A 17,574-nucleotide genomic window follows, 5' to 3' on the forward strand; every position below is an offset into this window, starting at 1 on the left:
GCGCCAGTACGCGCTATTCGCAATTGACGGATAAAATGAGAATCATTATCATTCTTATCCCCTTGCGCCGGATGTCCACGCCACGAAGTTGTCGCGCCGCCTTACCGAACGCGCAAACATTGTCACTACGGAGATCCATGCATGGCCGCTACACTGTCCCCACTGCCTTTTTCGCTGCGCCCATGCGCGCTGGCCATCGCCCTCGCCTGCCTGGGTGCCCCGCTTGCCGCGCAGGCGCAGGACGCCAATACCGCTGATAATGCCGGTCCCATCCTGGAATCGATTCAGGTCAGCAGCAACCTGCTGGGCACCAGCATGGCCGCCAGCACGAAGAACTTCGCGGGTGCACGCACCGTAGTGCAGAAGGACGATATCGAAAACTCGGGCGCAACCAGCCTCAGCGACGTGATGCGCCGCATTCCCGGCGTGCAGATCAGCGACAATTCGGGCAGCGCGGGCAGCGCCATCTCGCTCAACATCGGCGTGCGGGGACTGGCCGGACGCTATTCGCCGCGCAGCACGGTGTTACTTGACGGCATTCCGATGTCGGTCGCGCCGTATGGCCAGCCGCAACTGTCGTTCGCGCCCGTCAGCCTGGCCAATGTCGAGACGGTCGACGTGGTGCGCGGCGGCGGCGCCGTGCGCTTCGGCCCGCAAAACGTGGGCGGCATCATCAATTTCAAGACGCGCCGCGTGCCCACCACGCCAGGCCTCACGGGCGACGCCACGGTGCGCTACAACGCGTACAGCGAAGTGGGCCACAACACGCAGGCCAGCGTCTTTGCCGGCACCCAGCTCGACAGCGGCCTGGGACTGGCCGTGCTGTATTCGGGCATCCGCGGCAGCGACTGGCGCGTGGGCAGCGATGAAAAGGTCAACGACTTCGCCCTCAAATTCCGCTACGACCTGAGCCCCACGGCCGAGGTGTACGCCAAGCTGTCCTACTACGACGTGACGTCGCGCACGCCGGGCGGCCTGACCGCCGCGCAATACAAGGCCGACCCGTTCCAGAACACGCGCCCCACCGACTTCTGGAGCGGCGAGCGCAAGGCCTTCGACATCGGCTACCTGAATGCCATGTCGAACACGCAGGAATTCGAGGTGCGCGCCTACTACAACAAGAGCTCGCGCGAAAGTACCCTGATCAATGCGAACCGCACCGGCCTGGGCCGCCAGCCGCGCAACTATGAAACGACAGCCATCGAGCCGCGCTACACGCAGCGTTTTATCACCGGCAAGGTCTCGCAGGACGTCACCGTCGGCTACCGCTACCTGGCCGAGCGCGCCGATGAAAGTATCTACAATGTCGTCATCGCCAGCGGCGTGCAACAAAAGCCGACGCGCTTCGCCGACAACGCCACCGATGCGCAAGCCGTGTATATCGACGACAAGATCGCCATCGACGCGTGGCGCATCACGCCGGGCGTGCGCTACGAGCACATCAAGACGGAACGCTTCAATCACTTGCCGACCGACCAGAAGATCGATCTGCTTAACAACAAGGCCCTGCCCTCGCTGAACGTGGCCTACTTGCTCAACAACAACGTGACCCTGTTCGGCAACTACAACAGCTCGTTTGGCGCCGTGCAAAATACGCAGCTCAATGCGCAGTCAAGCAAGAACCCGCTGCAGCCGGAACTGGCGAAAACGGCCGAGCTGGGCGCGCGCTGGAAGAGCGGCCAGCTGTCGGCCGAAGCGACCTTGTTCAACATCAAGTTCGACAACCAGATCCAGTCCATCGGCAGCGGCGAGAACGTCGTCTTCTACAACGTCGGCGCCACGCACCACCGGGGCCTGGAATCGGCCATCGACTACCACTTCGACAAGTCCGGCCCGCTGGCCGGCTTGAACGCCTACGCCACCTACACCTACACCAAGGCGACCTTGCAGGATGGCGTGAACGCGGGCAACGACGTACCCTTCTATTCGCGTACCACGGACACCATCGGCGCCCACTACCAGCTGGGCGCCTGGGGCTTCGACCTGTCGAGCAGCCACCAGAGCCGCCAGTTCGCCGACGAGGCCAACACCGTGGCGGAAAACGCGGCCGGCAACCTGGGTGTGATTCCCGGCTTCCGTACCTGGAACACGCAAGTAAAATGGAAAGTACCGGGCCAGAACGGCCTGGAGCTGGTTGCCGGCGTCAACAACCTCGCCGACAAGCGCTACTTCACGCGCACCTCGGACGGCAACCTGGGCAAGCTGGTGGGCGCGCCGCGCATGGTTTACCTGCAGGGTCGCCTGGCGTTCTGATGTCCGTGCACAGCTGCGCCCGTCGAAGCGCAGCGGACGTAAAAATGCCGCCCCGCCGTATGGCCGGGCGGCATTTTTCATGAAAAGATAGGTGCGCCATATCAATAAATGTTGCCATAAAGAATTAAATTGGCGCTACAATAGCGGGGTATCAAGCAATGCCAAGCATCGCTCCGCCAGGGCCCCTACCCCGCCCTGATCATCAGCACGCATTTTTTGAACAGGAAGGCTGGCACCACCGGGCCCGATTGCGCTCCCGGCACGGCCACCGCACACGCACCATGTCCGCAGAAAAAACCATTACCGAAACGAGTTCCTACGGCAAGGAAACACCCGTGGGACGTCCCGACATCGATGGCCGCGCCGGCATTTTCGTGCCCACGGCGGAATTCGACATCAGCAACAACACCACCATCCGCAAGGGCGCGGGCATTGTCGGCTTCGGCAACCTCGATGGCACCCTGACCGTGTATTTCGAAGCGAACCGCTTCGACGAAAGCAATCTGCACAAGTGGGAACACAAGGCGCGCAAGGCATATGACCGCATGGTCATGGGCGCGCCCACGGTGTCGAAGGCGAAAATCGATGCGCGCATGCTGGAACAGGTGGGCATCATCGATGGCATGGGCATCAATCTCAAGCACCCGGAACGCCTGACGCACTGGCTGACGATTTCGAACGTGCCGGACACGGCGCCGGAAGAGCCGGTAGTGCGCTGGAAAAACCGCTAGACAGCCGGAGAGCGAGGCGGGGCGCCAGGCGCGAGGTGTTGTCCTACATCATGGCGGACATTCATCCGATGCCCAAAGGCATCAACTCATCCTATGATGAAAGCCTGACAACACACCTCATTCCACTCAGGAGTACGACATGTCCCGCCTCATCCCGATCAGCTTTGGTGCCTTGCAAATAGGTCTGGCAGCGGCGGCGATGTACATCCTGTGCTCGGCGGACGTGCTGCACCAGACGGCCGTGTATTTCCACTAATAAAATGACAAAGCCGGGCAAGCAATGCTTGTCCGGCTTTGTCCTGCATGCAAGTACGATAGATTAGCGGCGACCGTGGTAGCGGCCATGTCCGCCCCAGCCGCCACGGTGGCGGTGTCCACCATAGCGCCCAAAGCCAAACATGAAGTCCAGCCCGATCGTCACGGGCGGATTGTAATAATACGGTTGCGGCGCGTACACGGGCGCCGGCACATACACGGGCTGCTGCACGTACACCGGCTGTTGCTGTACATATACGGGTTCATTCGTGTATTCCACGCGCGGCGCGCTCATCACGCGGCCCGACTGCACCGGCTCGGACGAGACCGTATGCCATTCATAGGGATTGTAAGCCCCCTGCGGCGCGCGCGAACCGTAATATGCGGGACCGGGGGGCGCCACGGCGCAGCCACCCAAGGCGGCCAGCGAAATTACTGCCAACAGGGTTTTCATCGTAATTCTCCTAATGTGTACTACCTTAATTAACCACTATAAGAAATTACGCCGAGCTTTGCTGCGCTTTTACCGATTGTTACACCCGGACGCACGCCGCAACATGAAATGTGGCAATGGCGCCACAAGCGGCCCGCGCGGCATGTTTCCTCAAATAAATGGAATCGCGCACGTATCGATGGCCTTGCCGGCCGCATCGTAGCGCTGCACGCACACCTGGTAGCGCACGCCGTAATCGAGCTCGACCTGCTCGACCTTTCCATACTTCAATTTCCAGCTGGGCTGCACCTGTTGCCGCCCTTCCAGCGCGGCCACATCCTGGGGAATCGCCATCGCCGTTTGCGTCTCGCCCTGGCGCGCATCCTGGCGCCGCGCCACGTCGATCGAGACGCTTACGGCCAGGTCCACGCCGCCATCCGCATAGCTCAGCGTCGGTGCGCCACGCTGCGCGCGCATCACGCCCCAGGCGCAAGGCTTGCCGCCGGCCTCGCATTGCTTCAGCTGCGCCAGCGGAAAATATTCAGGGGCAATCTGGCCATTCTTGATGGGCCAGCTCGTGCGCACACCGTCGCGCTTGCCCGTCAGCGGATTGTCCCAGCTCAGGCTGTTGACGACGGCGACGGTCTGCCCCGCCTGCAAGCCCACGGGCGTGCCCAGTGTAGCGCAGGCGGAAAGCAGCAAGCCGGTGGCGGCCAGGGAGGAAAGTGTCAGGATGCGCTGCATGATAAGCCTCTTGTGGTGAGAGATCCCGAAGGTATGTTTCGAGGGTAACAGAATCGGCGGCGACAGCGCCGTTGGCTGCCGCACATAACAATACGGGCGGCACCCTCGCAGGCGCCGCCCGTAGCGGATACGGTCATGCCGGGAGCGGCGCTCCCGGCGATACGTGGATCAGTCCAGCTTCCAGGCGTAATCGACCTTGGTCCAGGTTTGCGCCGCGGCGCCATCCTTGGTGCCCGGCTTGAACTTGCAAGCGGACAGGGCCTTGATGGCGGCCTTGTCCAGGTTCTTGAAGCCGCTGCTTTTCTCGACTTTCGAATCGGCAACACTGCCATCGGCATTGACCAGGAAGGACATCGATACGGTGCCCTGCTCTTCGTTCATCAGCGAGGCTTTCGGATAGTCGGCCTTGCAGTTCTTGGCATCGAACGACGCCGGCACTTCGGCAGCGAAGGCTGCGGAAGAAACGGACACCAGCAAGGCTGCTGCAACACTCATCAAACGCTTATTCTCAAACATGTGCTTCCCCATGATTATTATCAAATACGGCAGTTACCATTTCCTGTGCGCTGTTGGCCGCGCTTAAAACTCTTCCCACTCGTCATTGCTGCCCGCGCCTGCCGCCTTGCGTGGCGCAGCGGCAGCCACGGGAGCGGCGGCTTCGGTCTTGCGCGTCAGCGACTTCACCGGGCGCAATGCCGGCACCGGCTTGCGCACGGGCACTGGTGCGGCGGCCACGGGGGTCGGCACATACGCTGCCGGTTTCTCCTCGCCTTCGACCAGTTTGAAGATGCTGACCACGTGGGCCAGTTCGGCCGCCTGGTCCTGCAAGCTTTGCGCCGCGGCGGCCGCCTGCTCCACCAGGGCCGCATTTTGCTGCGTCATGCCATCCATCTCGATGATCGACAGGTTGACCTGTTCGATGCCGGCGCTCTGTTCCTGGCTGGCACTGGCGATCTCGCTCATGATGTCGGTCACGCGGCGCACGCTGTCGACCACTTCGCCCATCGTCACGCCGGCCTGGCCGACCAGACGCGTGCCGCGTTCCGTCTTCTCGGCCGAATCGTCGATGAGTATCTTGATTTCTTTCGCGGCGCCAGCGGAACGCTGGGCCAGGTTGCGCACTTCCGACGCCACCACGGCAAAGCCGCGGCCTTGCTCGCCGGCACGTGCCGCTTCCACGGCGGCATTCAGCGCCAGGATGTTGGTCTGGAAGGCGATGCCATCGATCACGCCGATGATGTCGACAATCTTCTTCGCCGACTCATTGATCGAGCTCATGGTGTCAACCACTTGCGACACCACAGAGCCGCCCTTGATGGCGACATCCGATGCCGTGGCGGCCAGCTTATTGGCTTCGCGCGCATTGTCCGCATTCTGTTTCACGGTCGAGGTCAGCTCTTCCATGGCCGACGCCGTTTTTTCCAGCGCGCTCGCTTGCATTTCCGTGCGCGACGACAAGTCGATATTGCCGTCGGCAATTTCGCGCGAGGCCGTGCCGATGGTTTCCGTGCCGACGCGCACCTGGCCGACGATGCCCACCAGGCTGTTGCGCATTTCCTTCATTTCCGCCAGCAGGCTGGAATTGTCCGATGGCTGCGTGTGGATGCCGATCGACAGGTCGCCATTGGCGATGCTGCCGGCGATCGATGCCGTGTAGTCAGGTTCGCCGCCCAGCTGTTTCAGCAGGCCGCGGGTAATCACCAGTGCCGCCGCCACGCCCATCGCCACGGCCAGTACGCCGAGAATGATCATGAACAGGCGCGCGCTATCGAAGGCCTTGCGGGCATCCGATTGCATCTGCTCGTTGAGCTTGTCTTCCAGCACGGCCAGTTGCTCCAGCGCTTCCATCCATTTTTTCTGTACCGGACGGATTTCCTTGATCATCACGCGCGTGGCGCCTTCCGCATCGTTGGCCATCCACAGCGCGGAGGCCTTGGCGATGGCCGGCATGGCGGCCGCTTCGTATTCCTTGATCGAGGTCAGCAGCGCTTTTTCTTCAGGAGTGGACTCGACGGCGAATTTCTCTTCAAGCTTCTTCTGCGTTTCCTGATAGGTGCTCGTCTGCGTCTTGATACGCGCCATTTCCGGCTCCATATCGCCCGCGTCAGTCATCAGGGTCAGGATGCGCAGCGAGGTGATGCGGTCGCTGACGTTGCCACGCATATCGATCACCAGGCGGGTGACGACGTTGTTGACATTGATCACGTGATCGAGACGCTCCTGGATTTGCGCCATGCGCGCGATGCCGAGGACGGTCACGGCCACCAGCAGAACCAGTACCAGGGCGAAACCCAGGCCCAGGCGGGTACCAACCTTCATTTTTGCTAAATTCATTTCGGCTCTTCGTAAATGAAACTATTGATAAGGATTTTTGCCCGGCACGACAAGACGAAGGCTGCGCAACACCGGCATCCGCCCTTACCCATTGGTATGCTGGCGGTATCCGGCCGCACGCAGCCCGGGGTACTTCCTGGTCTTTCAGCAGCCCTGGAAATGCCAGTGACTGCGAATGCAAACTTGTTCCGCACGCTGAATTTTTGACACCGTTGATGTGAGATCAACATCAAACATTCATATGAGAAATATTTGTCTATAATCAATTATAGGTGTAAATTTTGCCTCAAAGCAAGCAATATGTACCCGAATAAATGGCTGATTAACTTTCTTCGGGGAAATGGCAACAACGCCGTTTCTTGCCTCTTAGAAATGCCCCACGACAGTGCGGGCGTGCGCCGAAACGGCGCATTTACAACACATGGCGTAGCCATATTGCATCGTTTTGGAAGAGGCGCTCAGAGGAAGGGGAAGTACGGACAATACCAGTGCGCAGGGGCAGCGGTATAGACAAGTTGGATCAGCTGTCCCAGCTGCAATGCATCACATAGGCGTGGCACTCTGTGCCGAAGACAAAGACGCTCCAGATGGCGCCCAATTGCCCGGCCAGGCTGCGCTGGCCAGACGATACCAGTTGATACCAGCGGGGCTCGGCGCGCAGCAGTTCGGCCAGTTCGCGCTCGAAACCGTCATATAAACGGGCGTCGAGCGGCTGGCGATCCGCCTCGCTCGTCGGATGCAGGCGCTCGAGCAGCCACTGGCGCGGCGTACACAAGACGCCGCTGCACACGACCGTTTCGATCGGCTGCAGGCGCAAGCCATCGGGCGTCACATCCAGTGCGCGGCACAAGGCATCGAACGATGCCTGCGGCGCGGCGGGCCCCAGATACGTGCAGAGCAAGTCGCTGCCGTCATCCTTCAGCGCGCTGACGGCTTGCAGATAGCCGTCGATGTGGCGCGCATGGCCGTGGCAATCGTCCATTACGCAGGCAAGGACAAGCGCGCCGCCGCTTCCAGCAGCAGACGCGGGTCGCCCGAAGCCAGCTTCTTCGAATCGGACAAGGTCTGGCGGAAGCCGCGCGCGCCAGGCAGGTTTTGCATCAGGCCCAGCATGTGGCGCGTGACGCTGTTCAGTTTTAATCTGCCCGCTTCCTTCTCCAGCTGCGCGCTGATATACGGAATCATCGCTTCGAGCACCTGCTCGCGCGTTTTGACGGGCGCTTCGTCGCCGTAGTAGCGCTGGTCGAACTGCGCCATCACGTACGGATTGTGATATGCCTCGCGGCCCAGCATCACGCCGTCCAGGTGCTGCAGGTGCAGGTCGATTTCATCGAGCGTCTTGATGCCGCCGTTGATAATGAACTCGAACTGGGGAAAGTCGCGTTTCAGGCGGTAGGCATAGTCATACTTGAGGGGCGGCACTTCGCGGTTTTCCTTCGGGCTCAAGCCTTTCAGGATGGCATTTCGCGCATGCACGATAAATGTCTTGCAGCCGGCGTCGGCCACGGTGCCGACGAAGTCGCGCACGAAGTCATACGATTCGCTGTCATCGATGCCGATGCGGTGCTTCACCGTGACGTCGATGTCGACCACGTCGCGCATGGCTTTCACGCAGTCGGCCACCAATTGCGGCTCGGCCATCAGGCAGGCGCCAAACGCGCCCTTTTGCACGCGCTCGGACGGGCAGCCGCAGTTCAGGTTGATCTCGTCGTAATCCCACTGCTCGCCCAGCTTGGCGCTCGTGGCCAGATCCTTCGGATCGCTGCCACCCAGCTGCAGCGCCACCGGATGTTCTTCCTCATTGAAGCGCAAATGGCGCTCCACGTCGCCGTACACGAGCGCGCCCGTCGTCACCATCTCGGTGTAGAGCCAGGTATGGCGCGTGATTTCGCGGTGGAACTTGCGGCAATGGCGGTCGGTCCAGTCCATCATCGGGGCGACGGACAGGCGGCGGGAAGGCAAAGAAGAGGAAGTCATGGTGTCTACAAAAAACAGGGGCTGCAAATGACAAACCCGCTGCGTGCATCACCAATAGCAGTGACGCGGCGCAGCGGGCTTGGACGCGGCATGGCCCGCAGGCCATGCTCTACGACATATTAAGAATCACGCGACGCTTTTTTACGCTCATGCTCTTTCAGGAAGCGCTTGCGCAGACGGATCGATTTAGGCGTGATTTCCACCAGTTCGTCGTCCTCGATGAATTCGACTGCGTATTCCAGCGACATCTGGATTGGTGGTACCAGGCGCACCGCTTCGTCGGTACCCGACGAACGCACGTTGGTCAGCTGCTTGCCCTTGATCGGGTTGACGACCAGGTCGTTGTCGCGCGAGTGGATACCGATGACCATGCCTTCGTAGACCGGGTCATTGTGCGACACGAACATGCGGCCGCGGTCTTGCAGTTTCCAGATCGCGTAGGCAACGGCGGCGCCGTCATCTTGCGAGATCAGCACGCCGTTACGACGGCCGGCCATTTCGCCACGGGTGTTGTCGACTGGCGCGTATTCGTGGAATACGTGGCTCATCAGGCCGGTGCCGCGGGTCAGGGTCATGAATTCGCCCTGGAAGCCGATCAGGCCACGCGCCGGGATCAGGTACTCGAGACGCACGCGGCCCTTGCCATCCGATTCCATGTTTTGCAGGTCGCCGCGACGACGGCCCAGTTCTTCCATGACGCCGCCCTGGTTGGCTTCTTCCACGTCGACGGACAGGTTTTCAAACGGCTCGTGGCGCACGCCATCAACCATCTTGAACACCACGCGTGGACGCGATACGGCCAGCTCGAAGCCTTCGCGACGCATGTTTTCGATCAGAATCGTCAGGTGCAGCTCGCCGCGGCCCGATACTTCGAAGATCGTGTCGTCGTCGGTTGGAGCCACGCGCAGAGCAACGTTGGCTTTCAATTCTTTTTCCAGACGGTCACGCAGCTGACGCGAGGTCACGAACTTGCCTTCGCGGCCAGCCAGCGGCGAGTTGTTGACCATGAAGTTCATGGTCAGGGTCGGCTCGTCGACGGTCAGCATCGGCAGCGCTTCCGGGGTATCCAGTGCGCACAGGGTCGAACCGATGCCGATTTCGTCGATACCGTTGATCAGGCAGATGTCGCCGGCAACAGCTTCGTCAACCAGCACGCGCTCCAGGCCCTTGAAGTTCAGCACCTGGTTGATGCGGCCTTTGATAGGCGTAGCGCCTGGGCCATTGATGACCAGCACGTCCTGGCCGACTTTGACGGTACCGCGGTTGACGCGGCCAATGCCGATCTTGCCGACGTACGACGAGTAGTCCAGCGAGGTGATCTGCATTTGCAGCGGGCCTTCCGGATTGTCGTCGCGCACTGGAACGTGTTCCAGGATGGCGTCGAACATCGGCTTCATGTCGCCGCCGCGCACGTCTTCGGTCAGGCCGGCATAGCCGTTCAGGCCCGAAGCGTAAACGATAGGGAAATCCAGTTGCTCGTCGGTGGCGCCCAGCTTGTCGAACAGTTCGAACGTCTGGTTGATGGCCCAGTCCGGACGTGCGCCTGGACGGTCGATCTTGTTGACGATAACGATAGGCTTCAGACCCAGTGCCAGCGCTTTGCGCGTGACGAAACGGGTTTGCGGCATCGGGCCTTCCTGTGCATCGATCAGCAGCAGAACCGAATCGACCATCGACAGAACACGTTCCACTTCGCCGCCGAAGTCGGCGTGGCCTGGGGTGTCGACGATGTTGATGTGGGTGCCTTCGTACTCAACGGCGCAGTTCTTCGACAGAATCGTAATGCCGCGCTCCTTTTCCAGGTCGTTCGAGTCCATGACTCGGGTGTCGACCGCTTGGTTTTCACGGAAGGTGCCGGACTGGCGCAGCAGCTGATCCACCAGCGTGGTTTTGCCGTGGTCAACGTGGGCGATAATGGCGATATTACGAATTGCGCGTTTTGTATTTGACATGGTCGTAGTAGTTACTGAAAAACTGCGGAGTGCGTACAAGGTGTACGAGATACCCGAATGCTAATCTATTTCCGGAACCGCGTAGTATAGCATGTTGCGTTGCAACGCTATCTAAAAATGCTGGCGGCTCTTGCAGTCGGGGACGATTTGTTTAAAAAAGCGACACTGTTTGAAGAGTGCATGCCGGGGTCAGACCCTCAATCCCGCCAACTCAGAGGCTTGCGCCAACGGTCGAGGGGGTCTGACCCCAGCTTTTATTGATGCGCCGTGGCAATGAGACGCTCTGGCGCCAGGATGCTGTATTCCTGCAACTGGCCCGTGCCCAGCAACTTGCTGTCGTGATACACGCGCACCCTGCCCGGCTCGGCTGGCACGGCGACGTCTTCCTTGCCCAGCGCGATGCGCTGGCCGTGCAGGAAGCGCTTGGCCAATTCTTCCGTCAGCTGGACGGCAGGGAAACTCGACAGCAAGGCATCGACGGGAGCCAGCAGGCTCAACGGCGCAGCATGCGCCGTCAGCTCATCCAGGGTAACTACGCCGTCAAGCGTCAGGTTGCCCACCTGCGTGCGGCGCAAGGCGTTCAGATGGCCGCCGCAACCGAGGGCATGGCCGATGTCTTCACCCAGCACGCGGATATACGTGCCCTTGCTGCACATCACGGACAATTTCAGGAACGGGGCTTCATAGCCGAGGAACTCGAGCTTGTGGATGGTCACCGGGCGCGCTTCGCGCTCCAGCGTGATGCCTGCCCTTGCATACTCATATAAGGGCTTGCCGTCCCGTTTCAAGGCCGAGTACATGGGCGGCGTCTGCAAAATCGGCCCGCGGAACCGCGCCAGCACGGCCTCGATCTGCTCTTCGGTGACATTGACGTCGCGCGTTTCCAGCACGTCGCCTTCCGTGTCGCCCGTATCCGTCGTCTGCCCCAGGTGCACCAGGGTTTCGTAGGTTTTATCGGCTTCCAGCAAGTCCTGCGAGAACTTGGTCGCCTCGCCAAAGCACAGCGGCAGCAAGCCCGTGGCGAACGGATCCAGGGTGCCCGTATGGCCCGCCTTCTTGGCGTTCAAGACGCGCTTGGCCTTGATCAGGGCGTCATTGCTGGACCAGCCCACGGGCTTATCCAACAGCAAGACGCCATCGACCAGGTCGCGCACCCGCTTGATGCCGGGCGGTTTCTTCGGACCCGCCACTGTTATTGCTCGTCCGCTTCGGGTTTGACATCCGGCTCGGCGTCGGCCGCGCGCGTGGCGTTGGCCTTGTCGATCAGGAGCGACATTTCCATGCCGCGCGAGGTCGAGCTGTCGTGCACGAAATGCAGCATCGGCAGGGTGTGGATGTGCAGGCGCTTGCCCAGCAAGCCACGGATGAAGCCGGACGCGGCCATCAGGCCTTCGGTGGTGTTCTTGATGGCTTCCTTGCTGTCTTTCAACATCGTGAAAAACACCTTGGCGTGCGCGTAATCGGGCGTGATCTGCACTTCGGTGATGGTGATCATCGTGCCCACGCGCGGGTCCTTCAATTCGTAGGCGACGATTTCAGCCAGATCGCGCTGGATCTGGTCGGCCACGCGCAAGCCGCGCGCCGGCATGGTTTTGCTATGTTTAGCCATGATTTTATGCTGTCCTAAGTGCCGCAGGGCGCATGAGTCAAACGGTTGCCCGTTGACCAATGCGCCCCACGTGTTTGCGCGGACAACGGTATGTCCGCGCGGTTTTCATTGCTGCTGCGATTACAGGGTACGAGCGATTTCCTGGACTTCGAACACTTCCAGGGTGTCACCAACCTGAATGTCGTTGTAGTTCTTCAGCGACAGGCCGCACTCCAGACCGGCGCGAACTTCTTTCGCATCGTCCTTGAAGCGTTTCAGGGAGTCGATCTCGCCGCTCCACACCACGATGTTGTTGCGCAACAGGCGGACGGAAGAAGCACGCTTGACCACGCCATCGGTGACCAGGCAACCGGCAATCGCGCCCACTTTCGAGACCAGGATAACCTGGCGGATCTCGACCTGGCCGATGACGGTTTCGCGTTTCTCTGGTGCCAACATGCCCGACAACGCCGATTTGATCTCGTCGATCGCATCGTAAATGATGTTGTAGTAGCGAATGTCCACGCCATTCGACTCGGCCAGCTTGCGTGCCTGGGCATCAGCACGGGCGTTAAAGCCGATGATGACCGCTTTCGAGGCGACTGCCAGGTTGACGTCCGATTCCGTGATGCCACCGACGGCTGCGTGCACAACTTGTACGCGCACTTCGGAGGTCGACAGTTTCTGCAACGAGCCAACCAGCGCTTCTTGCGAACCTTGCACGTCTGTTTTGATGATCAATGGCAAGTTTTTCACTTCGCCTTCGGCCATCTGGTCGAACATGTTTTCCAGTTTCGCAGCTTGCTGTTTCGCCAGTTTCACGTCACGGAACTTACCTTGACGGAACAGACCGATTTCACGCGCTTTGCGCTCGTCAGCCATGACGACGACTTCTTCACCGGCAACCGGCACTTCCGTCAGACCCTGGATTTCGACCGGAATCGAAGGACCCGCTTCAGCGATCGACTTGCCGTTCTCGTCCAGCATGGCGCGAACACGGCCATACGAAGAGCCAGCCAGAATCACGTCGCCGCGCTTCAGGGTACCGGACTGCACCAGGATCGTCGCCACAGGACCACGGCCCTTGTCCAGACGTGCCTCGACTACCAGGCCGCGCGCAGGCGCATCGACCGGTGCCGTCAGTTCCAGCACTTCGGCTTGCAACAGCACTTGTTCCAGCAGGTCGTCGATACCTTGACCCGTTTTGGCCGAGACCGGCACGAATGGCGATTCGCCACCGTATTCTTCCGGCACGACTTGTTCTGCGACCAGTTCCTGCGTCACGCGGTCAACGTTGCCGCCTGGTTTGTCGACCTTGTTGATCGCCACCACCAGCGGTACGCCGGCTGCTTTCGCATGGGCAATCGCTTCTTTCGTTTGCGGCATCACGCCATCGTCGGCGGCAACCACCAGAATCACGATGTCGGTTGCCTTGGCGCCACGGGCACGCATCGCGGTAAACGCTTCGTGGCCCGGGGTGTCGAGGAAGGTGATCATGCCGCGTGGCGTATCGACGTGGTAAGCGCCGATATGCTGCGTAATGCCGCCCGCTTCGCCGGAAGCAACCTTGGCGCGACGGATGTAATCGAGCAACGAGGTCTTACCATGGTCGACGTGACCCATGACGGTGACCACCGGTGCGCGTGGCTTGGTTTCGAAGTGCGCGTGTTCGCCCACATCAGCCAGCAGCGCTTCCGGATCGTCCAGTTCGGCGGCGAACGCCTTGTGGCCCATTTCTTCCACCAGAATCATGGCGGTTTCCTGGTCCAGCACCTGGTTGATCGTGCACATCTGGCCCAATTTCATCAAATGCTTGATGACTTCGGATGCCTTGACGGACATTTTGTGCGCCAGTTCGGCCACGGTGATCGTTTCTGGCACGTGCACGTCTTTGACGACGGCTTCCGTAGGAGCCTGGAAGTTCGATTCACGGTCGTCATGGTGCGTCGGGCGACGGCCCTTCGCGCCACCGCGCCAGCTGTCACGGCCGCCTGGGCCGCTGTTGCCGCGTGGCTTGGGACCACCGGTGGTGCCGCGTTTTTTCGCGTCATCGGACCAGGTGGACGACACATTGGCCGACTTGATGGATTTCTTGTCTGCAACAGCAGGCTTCTTGTCGCCCGGCTTGTCGCCAGGTTTCTTGTCAGCAGGCTTGTGCAGGGTGCCTTCCGGCGCCTTCGGCTTGACGGGAACCGGTACGGGTTCCGGTGCCTTGATGGCGCGGCGTGGCGCGTTCATCATGGCCTTGATCTGGGCAACTTCGTCGGCAACAGCCTTGCGTGCACGCTCGGTGGCTTCCGCTTTGTCAGCGGCTTCCTTGGCAGCAACAGCAGCGGCAGCGGCTTTCTTCTTCGCTTCTTCAGCGGCAGCAGCTTTCTTCGCTTCGGCGGCGGCGTCGTCAACGACAGGCGCAGCGGCGCTGGCGGCAGGCGCGGCGGCAGCCTTGGCGGCCGCTTTCTTCGCTTCCGCTTCCGCTTCTTTCTTCGCAGCCAATTCAGCCTGTTGCGTGGCTTTCGCCTGGGCTTCTTTTTCCGCGTCGAGCTTGGCCAGACGTTCTTGCTTTTCGCGCAGATCGGCTTCCTGGCGGGCGATCAGCTCAGCCTGTTTACGGGCTTCTTCTTCACGGCGCGCCACGTCGGCGGGATCGATCACCGGTGCGGCAGGCGCGACCGGTTCTGCCGCGACCGGCGCAGCTTCGTCACGCTGGACGAAAGTGCGCTTCTTGCGCACTTCCACCTGGATGGTGCGCGATTTGCCGGTGGCGTCAGCTTGCTTGATCTCAGTCGTTTCCTTGCGGGTCACGGTGATTTTTTTCTTTTCTGTGTCAGCCGCTGCGCCGTGTGTACGGCGCAGATGATCCAAAAGCTTGTCCTTATCATCTTTCGACAATGGATCTGACGTCGAACTTTTCTCGACGCCGGCAGAACGCAGCTGCGTCAGCAGCAAATCTGCAGGCATCTTCAGTTCGGTGGCAAATTGGGCTACGTTGTTACTCGCCATTCAGTCCTCTTTTCTATGTGTCGCGGAGATGATAAAGATACTCAAATTAAGCCTTTGCGGATTCGGCCAGACTCCATGCCTTGGCTTGCAACGCCTTGGCACGATCGTCGTATTTCGAGTCAACCAACTTCATCTCATCGTCGGTCACATCTTTAAATTCACTTGTAATCAGTTCACGCGCACGGTCCGCAGACAAGGCCAGGATTGCGCCAAATTCGTCGTATGCCAGTGCTGCAAATGCTTCAACGGTCTTGATACCAGCCAGACCCAGCTTGCCGGCGGTAATGCGGTCCATGCCTTCCAGACCCACCAACGCCTCGTCCATGCCTTCCAGACCCTCTTCCGAAGCAATCGCTTCGGTAACCAGCGCATCACGCGCACGGGTACGGAGTTCATTGACGGTATCTTCGTCAAACGATTCGATTTCCAGCATTTCGGAAATTGGCACGTAAGCGATTTCTTCCAGACTGGCGAAACCTTCTTCCACCAGAATATCGGCCACTTCCTGATCGACATCGAGCTTTTCCATGAACAGGATGCGCACGGCAGCCGTTTCCTGGGCAGCTTTGTCAGCCGATTCTTCGGCCGTCATGATGTTGATCTTCCAGCCGGTCAGGTCCGAGGCCAGGCGCACGTTCTGGCCGGAACGGCCGATCGCGATTGCCAGGTTTTCTTCGTCCACGACGACATCCATCGCGTGTTTTTCTTCATCGACCATGATCGACGACACGTTCGCCGGCGCCAGGGCGCCGATGACGAACTGCGCCGGATCTTCCGACCACAGCACGATGTCGACACGTTCGCCACCGAGTTCGCCGGTCACGGCCTGCACGCGCGAACCGCGCATGCCGACGCAAGTACCGATCGGGTCGATGCGCTTGTCGGCCGTGTAGACGGCGATCTTGGCGCGGACGCCGGCATCGCGGGCTGCGGATTTGATTTCCAGCATGCCTTGCTCGATTTCCGGCACTTCCAGTTCGAACAGCTTCATGATGAATTCCGGCGCGGTGCGCGACAGAATCACTTGCGGGCCGCGCATGTTGCGGTCGATACGCAAGATGAAGGCACGCACACGGTCGCCGATACGCAGATTCTCTTTCGGGATCATCTGGTCGCGTGGCAGACGCGCTTCGATCTTGCCTGATTCGACGATGGCGTCGCCGCGTTCCATGCGCTTGATGGTGCCGGTGACGAGCGAATCGCCGCGTTCCAGGAAGTCGACCAGGATCTGTTCGCGTTCGGCGTCACGTACGCGCTGCAGGACGACCTGTTTGGTATCCTGGGCGAAACGGCGGCCGAATTCGACGGATTCGATCGGTTCTTCGATATGGTCATCGACTTCGATATCGGCGATCTGTTCTTTTGCCTCGAAATGCAGGATCTCCTGATCCGGCAATTGCAGGCCCGCTTCATCGGGCACGACGTGCCAGCGGCGGAACGATTCGAATTCGCCCGTTTCGCGGTCGATCGAAACGCGGATGTCTACCTCACCCTCATACCGTTTCTTCGTGGCTTGCGCCAACGCGAATTCGAGGGCGCCGAAGACGACATCTTTATCGACGTTTTTTTCGCGCGCCAGCGCGTCAACCAATAATAAAACTTCGCGGCTCATGCTTTGCGTCCCTTAAAAACCACCTGCGGCACCAAGCGTGCCTTATCCACATCGGCGAGCGTAAACTCCAACATCGCCGGACCATCCTTACCTTCAAATTCCAACGACAATTTATCGCCCACGGGTTCTTGCAGAATCCCCTGGAACGATTTCCGGTTGTTCGTACCCGGCATCGCCACAGTCAGCTTGACGATGATTTCCTGGCCTGCGAAACGGACGAAGTCTTCCAGCTTGCGCACCGGACGATCGAGACCCGGGGAAGAAATCTCGAGACGCTCGTAAGGAACGTTCTCTACCGTCAACACATGCGATAACTGGTGACTCACCGTGGCACAGTCTTCGACCGTGATCGGACCTTTTTCAGCGGCATCGGCGGCGCTGAAATCAATAAAGACGCGCAGCAGCCCGCGCTCGGCACGTTCGACATCAACGAGCTCATAGCCCAGACCTGTAACTGTCTTTTCAATTAATCCCAACTGCTGCAAAAAATTCTCCAGAAATAAGGCCCGTTTTCGGCATGACGGCGCCGCAATGAGCGCCGACACCATGCAAAAACACGCATTCAAGTCATATATGGCGCCTTGCTGGCGCCATTACAAACGGTTCAACAAAAAAAAAATGGGCATCTGCCCATCTTCTTGTATTTCCCCAACCAGATGAAAGCACTCCCCACCAAACAACCCTGCGGAGAACTT

Annotated in this window: 14 protein-coding genes; 2 read left to right on the forward strand and 12 right to left on the reverse strand. The window is 60.0% G+C overall.

The genetic code is table 11. The features are described from left to right. Positions 1-141 precede the first annotated feature (141 nt). Both IGS55_RS07125 and IGS55_RS07130 read left to right on the forward strand, forming a co-directional pair. A complete protein-coding gene (locus IGS55_RS07125) occupies positions 142-2,253 on the forward strand; it encodes a TonB-dependent receptor family protein (protein WP_230515659.1) in 2,112 nt (703 codons plus the stop codon). Between the two features lie 281 nt (positions 2,254-2,534). Then, positions 2,535-2,984, forward strand: coding sequence for a hypothetical protein (locus IGS55_RS07130; RefSeq protein WP_034760117.1), 450 nt, complete (start codon positions 2,535-2,537; stop codon positions 2,982-2,984). Between the two features lie 319 nt (positions 2,985-3,303). Here IGS55_RS07130 and IGS55_RS07135 read toward each other — a convergent pair whose 3' ends face one another. The 12 genes from IGS55_RS07135 to rimP form a co-directional block, all read right to left on the reverse strand. Further along, the gene (locus IGS55_RS07135; RefSeq protein ID WP_230515660.1) at positions 3,304-3,693 is read right to left on the reverse strand and encodes a hypothetical protein; all 390 of its coding nucleotides are present in this window, start codon (positions 3,691-3,693) and stop codon (positions 3,304-3,306) included. Between the two features lie 150 nt (positions 3,694-3,843). Further along, positions 3,844-4,416, reverse strand: a complete 573-nt coding sequence (locus IGS55_RS07140; RefSeq protein WP_230515661.1) for a hypothetical protein — start codon at positions 4,414-4,416, stop codon at positions 3,844-3,846. A 168-nt stretch (positions 4,417-4,584) separates the two neighbouring features. Then, positions 4,585-4,932, reverse strand: coding sequence for an energy transducer TonB (locus IGS55_RS07145; protein WP_034760455.1), 348 nt, complete (start codon positions 4,930-4,932; stop codon positions 4,585-4,587). Positions 4,933-4,995: 63 nt separating this feature from the next. After that, positions 4,996-6,750, reverse strand: coding sequence for a methyl-accepting chemotaxis protein (locus IGS55_RS07150; RefSeq protein ID WP_230515662.1), 1,755 nt, complete (start codon positions 6,748-6,750; stop codon positions 4,996-4,998). Between the two features lie 520 nt (positions 6,751-7,270). Then, positions 7,271-7,732 (reverse strand): hypothetical protein, encoded by a 462-nt coding sequence (locus tag IGS55_RS07155; RefSeq protein ID WP_230515663.1) that lies wholly within the window; start codon positions 7,730-7,732, stop codon positions 7,271-7,273. Further along, positions 7,732-8,682, reverse strand: coding sequence for a tRNA dihydrouridine(20/20a) synthase DusA (dusA, locus tag IGS55_RS07160; protein WP_442908150.1), 951 nt, complete (start codon positions 8,680-8,682; stop codon positions 7,732-7,734). Before dusA ends, IGS55_RS07155 begins: the two co-directional genes overlap by 1 nt. A gap of 164 nt (positions 8,683-8,846) precedes the next feature. Then, on the reverse strand, positions 8,847-10,679 hold the full coding sequence (gene typA, locus IGS55_RS07165; protein ID WP_092716010.1) for a translational GTPase TypA: 1,833 nt from the start codon (positions 10,677-10,679) through the stop codon (positions 8,847-8,849). A gap of 254 nt (positions 10,680-10,933) precedes the next feature. Next, positions 10,934-11,869, reverse strand: coding sequence for a tRNA pseudouridine(55) synthase TruB (gene truB, locus IGS55_RS07170; protein ID WP_230515665.1), 936 nt, complete (start codon positions 11,867-11,869; stop codon positions 10,934-10,936). A 2-nt stretch (positions 11,870-11,871) separates the two neighbouring features. After that, positions 11,872-12,288 (reverse strand): 30S ribosome-binding factor RbfA, encoded by a 417-nt coding sequence (gene rbfA, locus IGS55_RS07175; protein ID WP_035825200.1) that lies wholly within the window; start codon positions 12,286-12,288, stop codon positions 11,872-11,874. Positions 12,289-12,408: 120 nt separating this feature from the next. Then, a complete protein-coding gene (gene infB / locus IGS55_RS07180) occupies positions 12,409-15,267 on the reverse strand; it encodes a translation initiation factor IF-2 (protein ID WP_034760145.1) in 2,859 nt (952 codons plus the stop codon). A 46-nt stretch (positions 15,268-15,313) separates the two neighbouring features. Then, positions 15,314-16,879 (reverse strand): transcription termination factor NusA, encoded by a 1,566-nt coding sequence (nusA, locus tag IGS55_RS07185; protein ID WP_034760148.1) that lies wholly within the window; start codon positions 16,877-16,879, stop codon positions 15,314-15,316. Further along, complete coding sequence (rimP, locus tag IGS55_RS07190; protein WP_034760462.1) at positions 16,876-17,364, reverse strand: ribosome maturation factor RimP; 489 nt, start codon at positions 17,362-17,364, stop codon at positions 16,876-16,878. The genes nusA and rimP overlap by 4 nt, the downstream gene beginning before the upstream one ends. Positions 17,365-17,574: the final 210 nt, after the last annotated feature.

It is taken from the genome of Janthinobacterium sp. EB271-G4-3-2 (genome assembly GCF_020858035.1).
Lineage (GTDB): Bacteria > Pseudomonadota > Gammaproteobacteria > Burkholderiales > Burkholderiaceae_D > Janthinobacterium > Janthinobacterium aestuarii.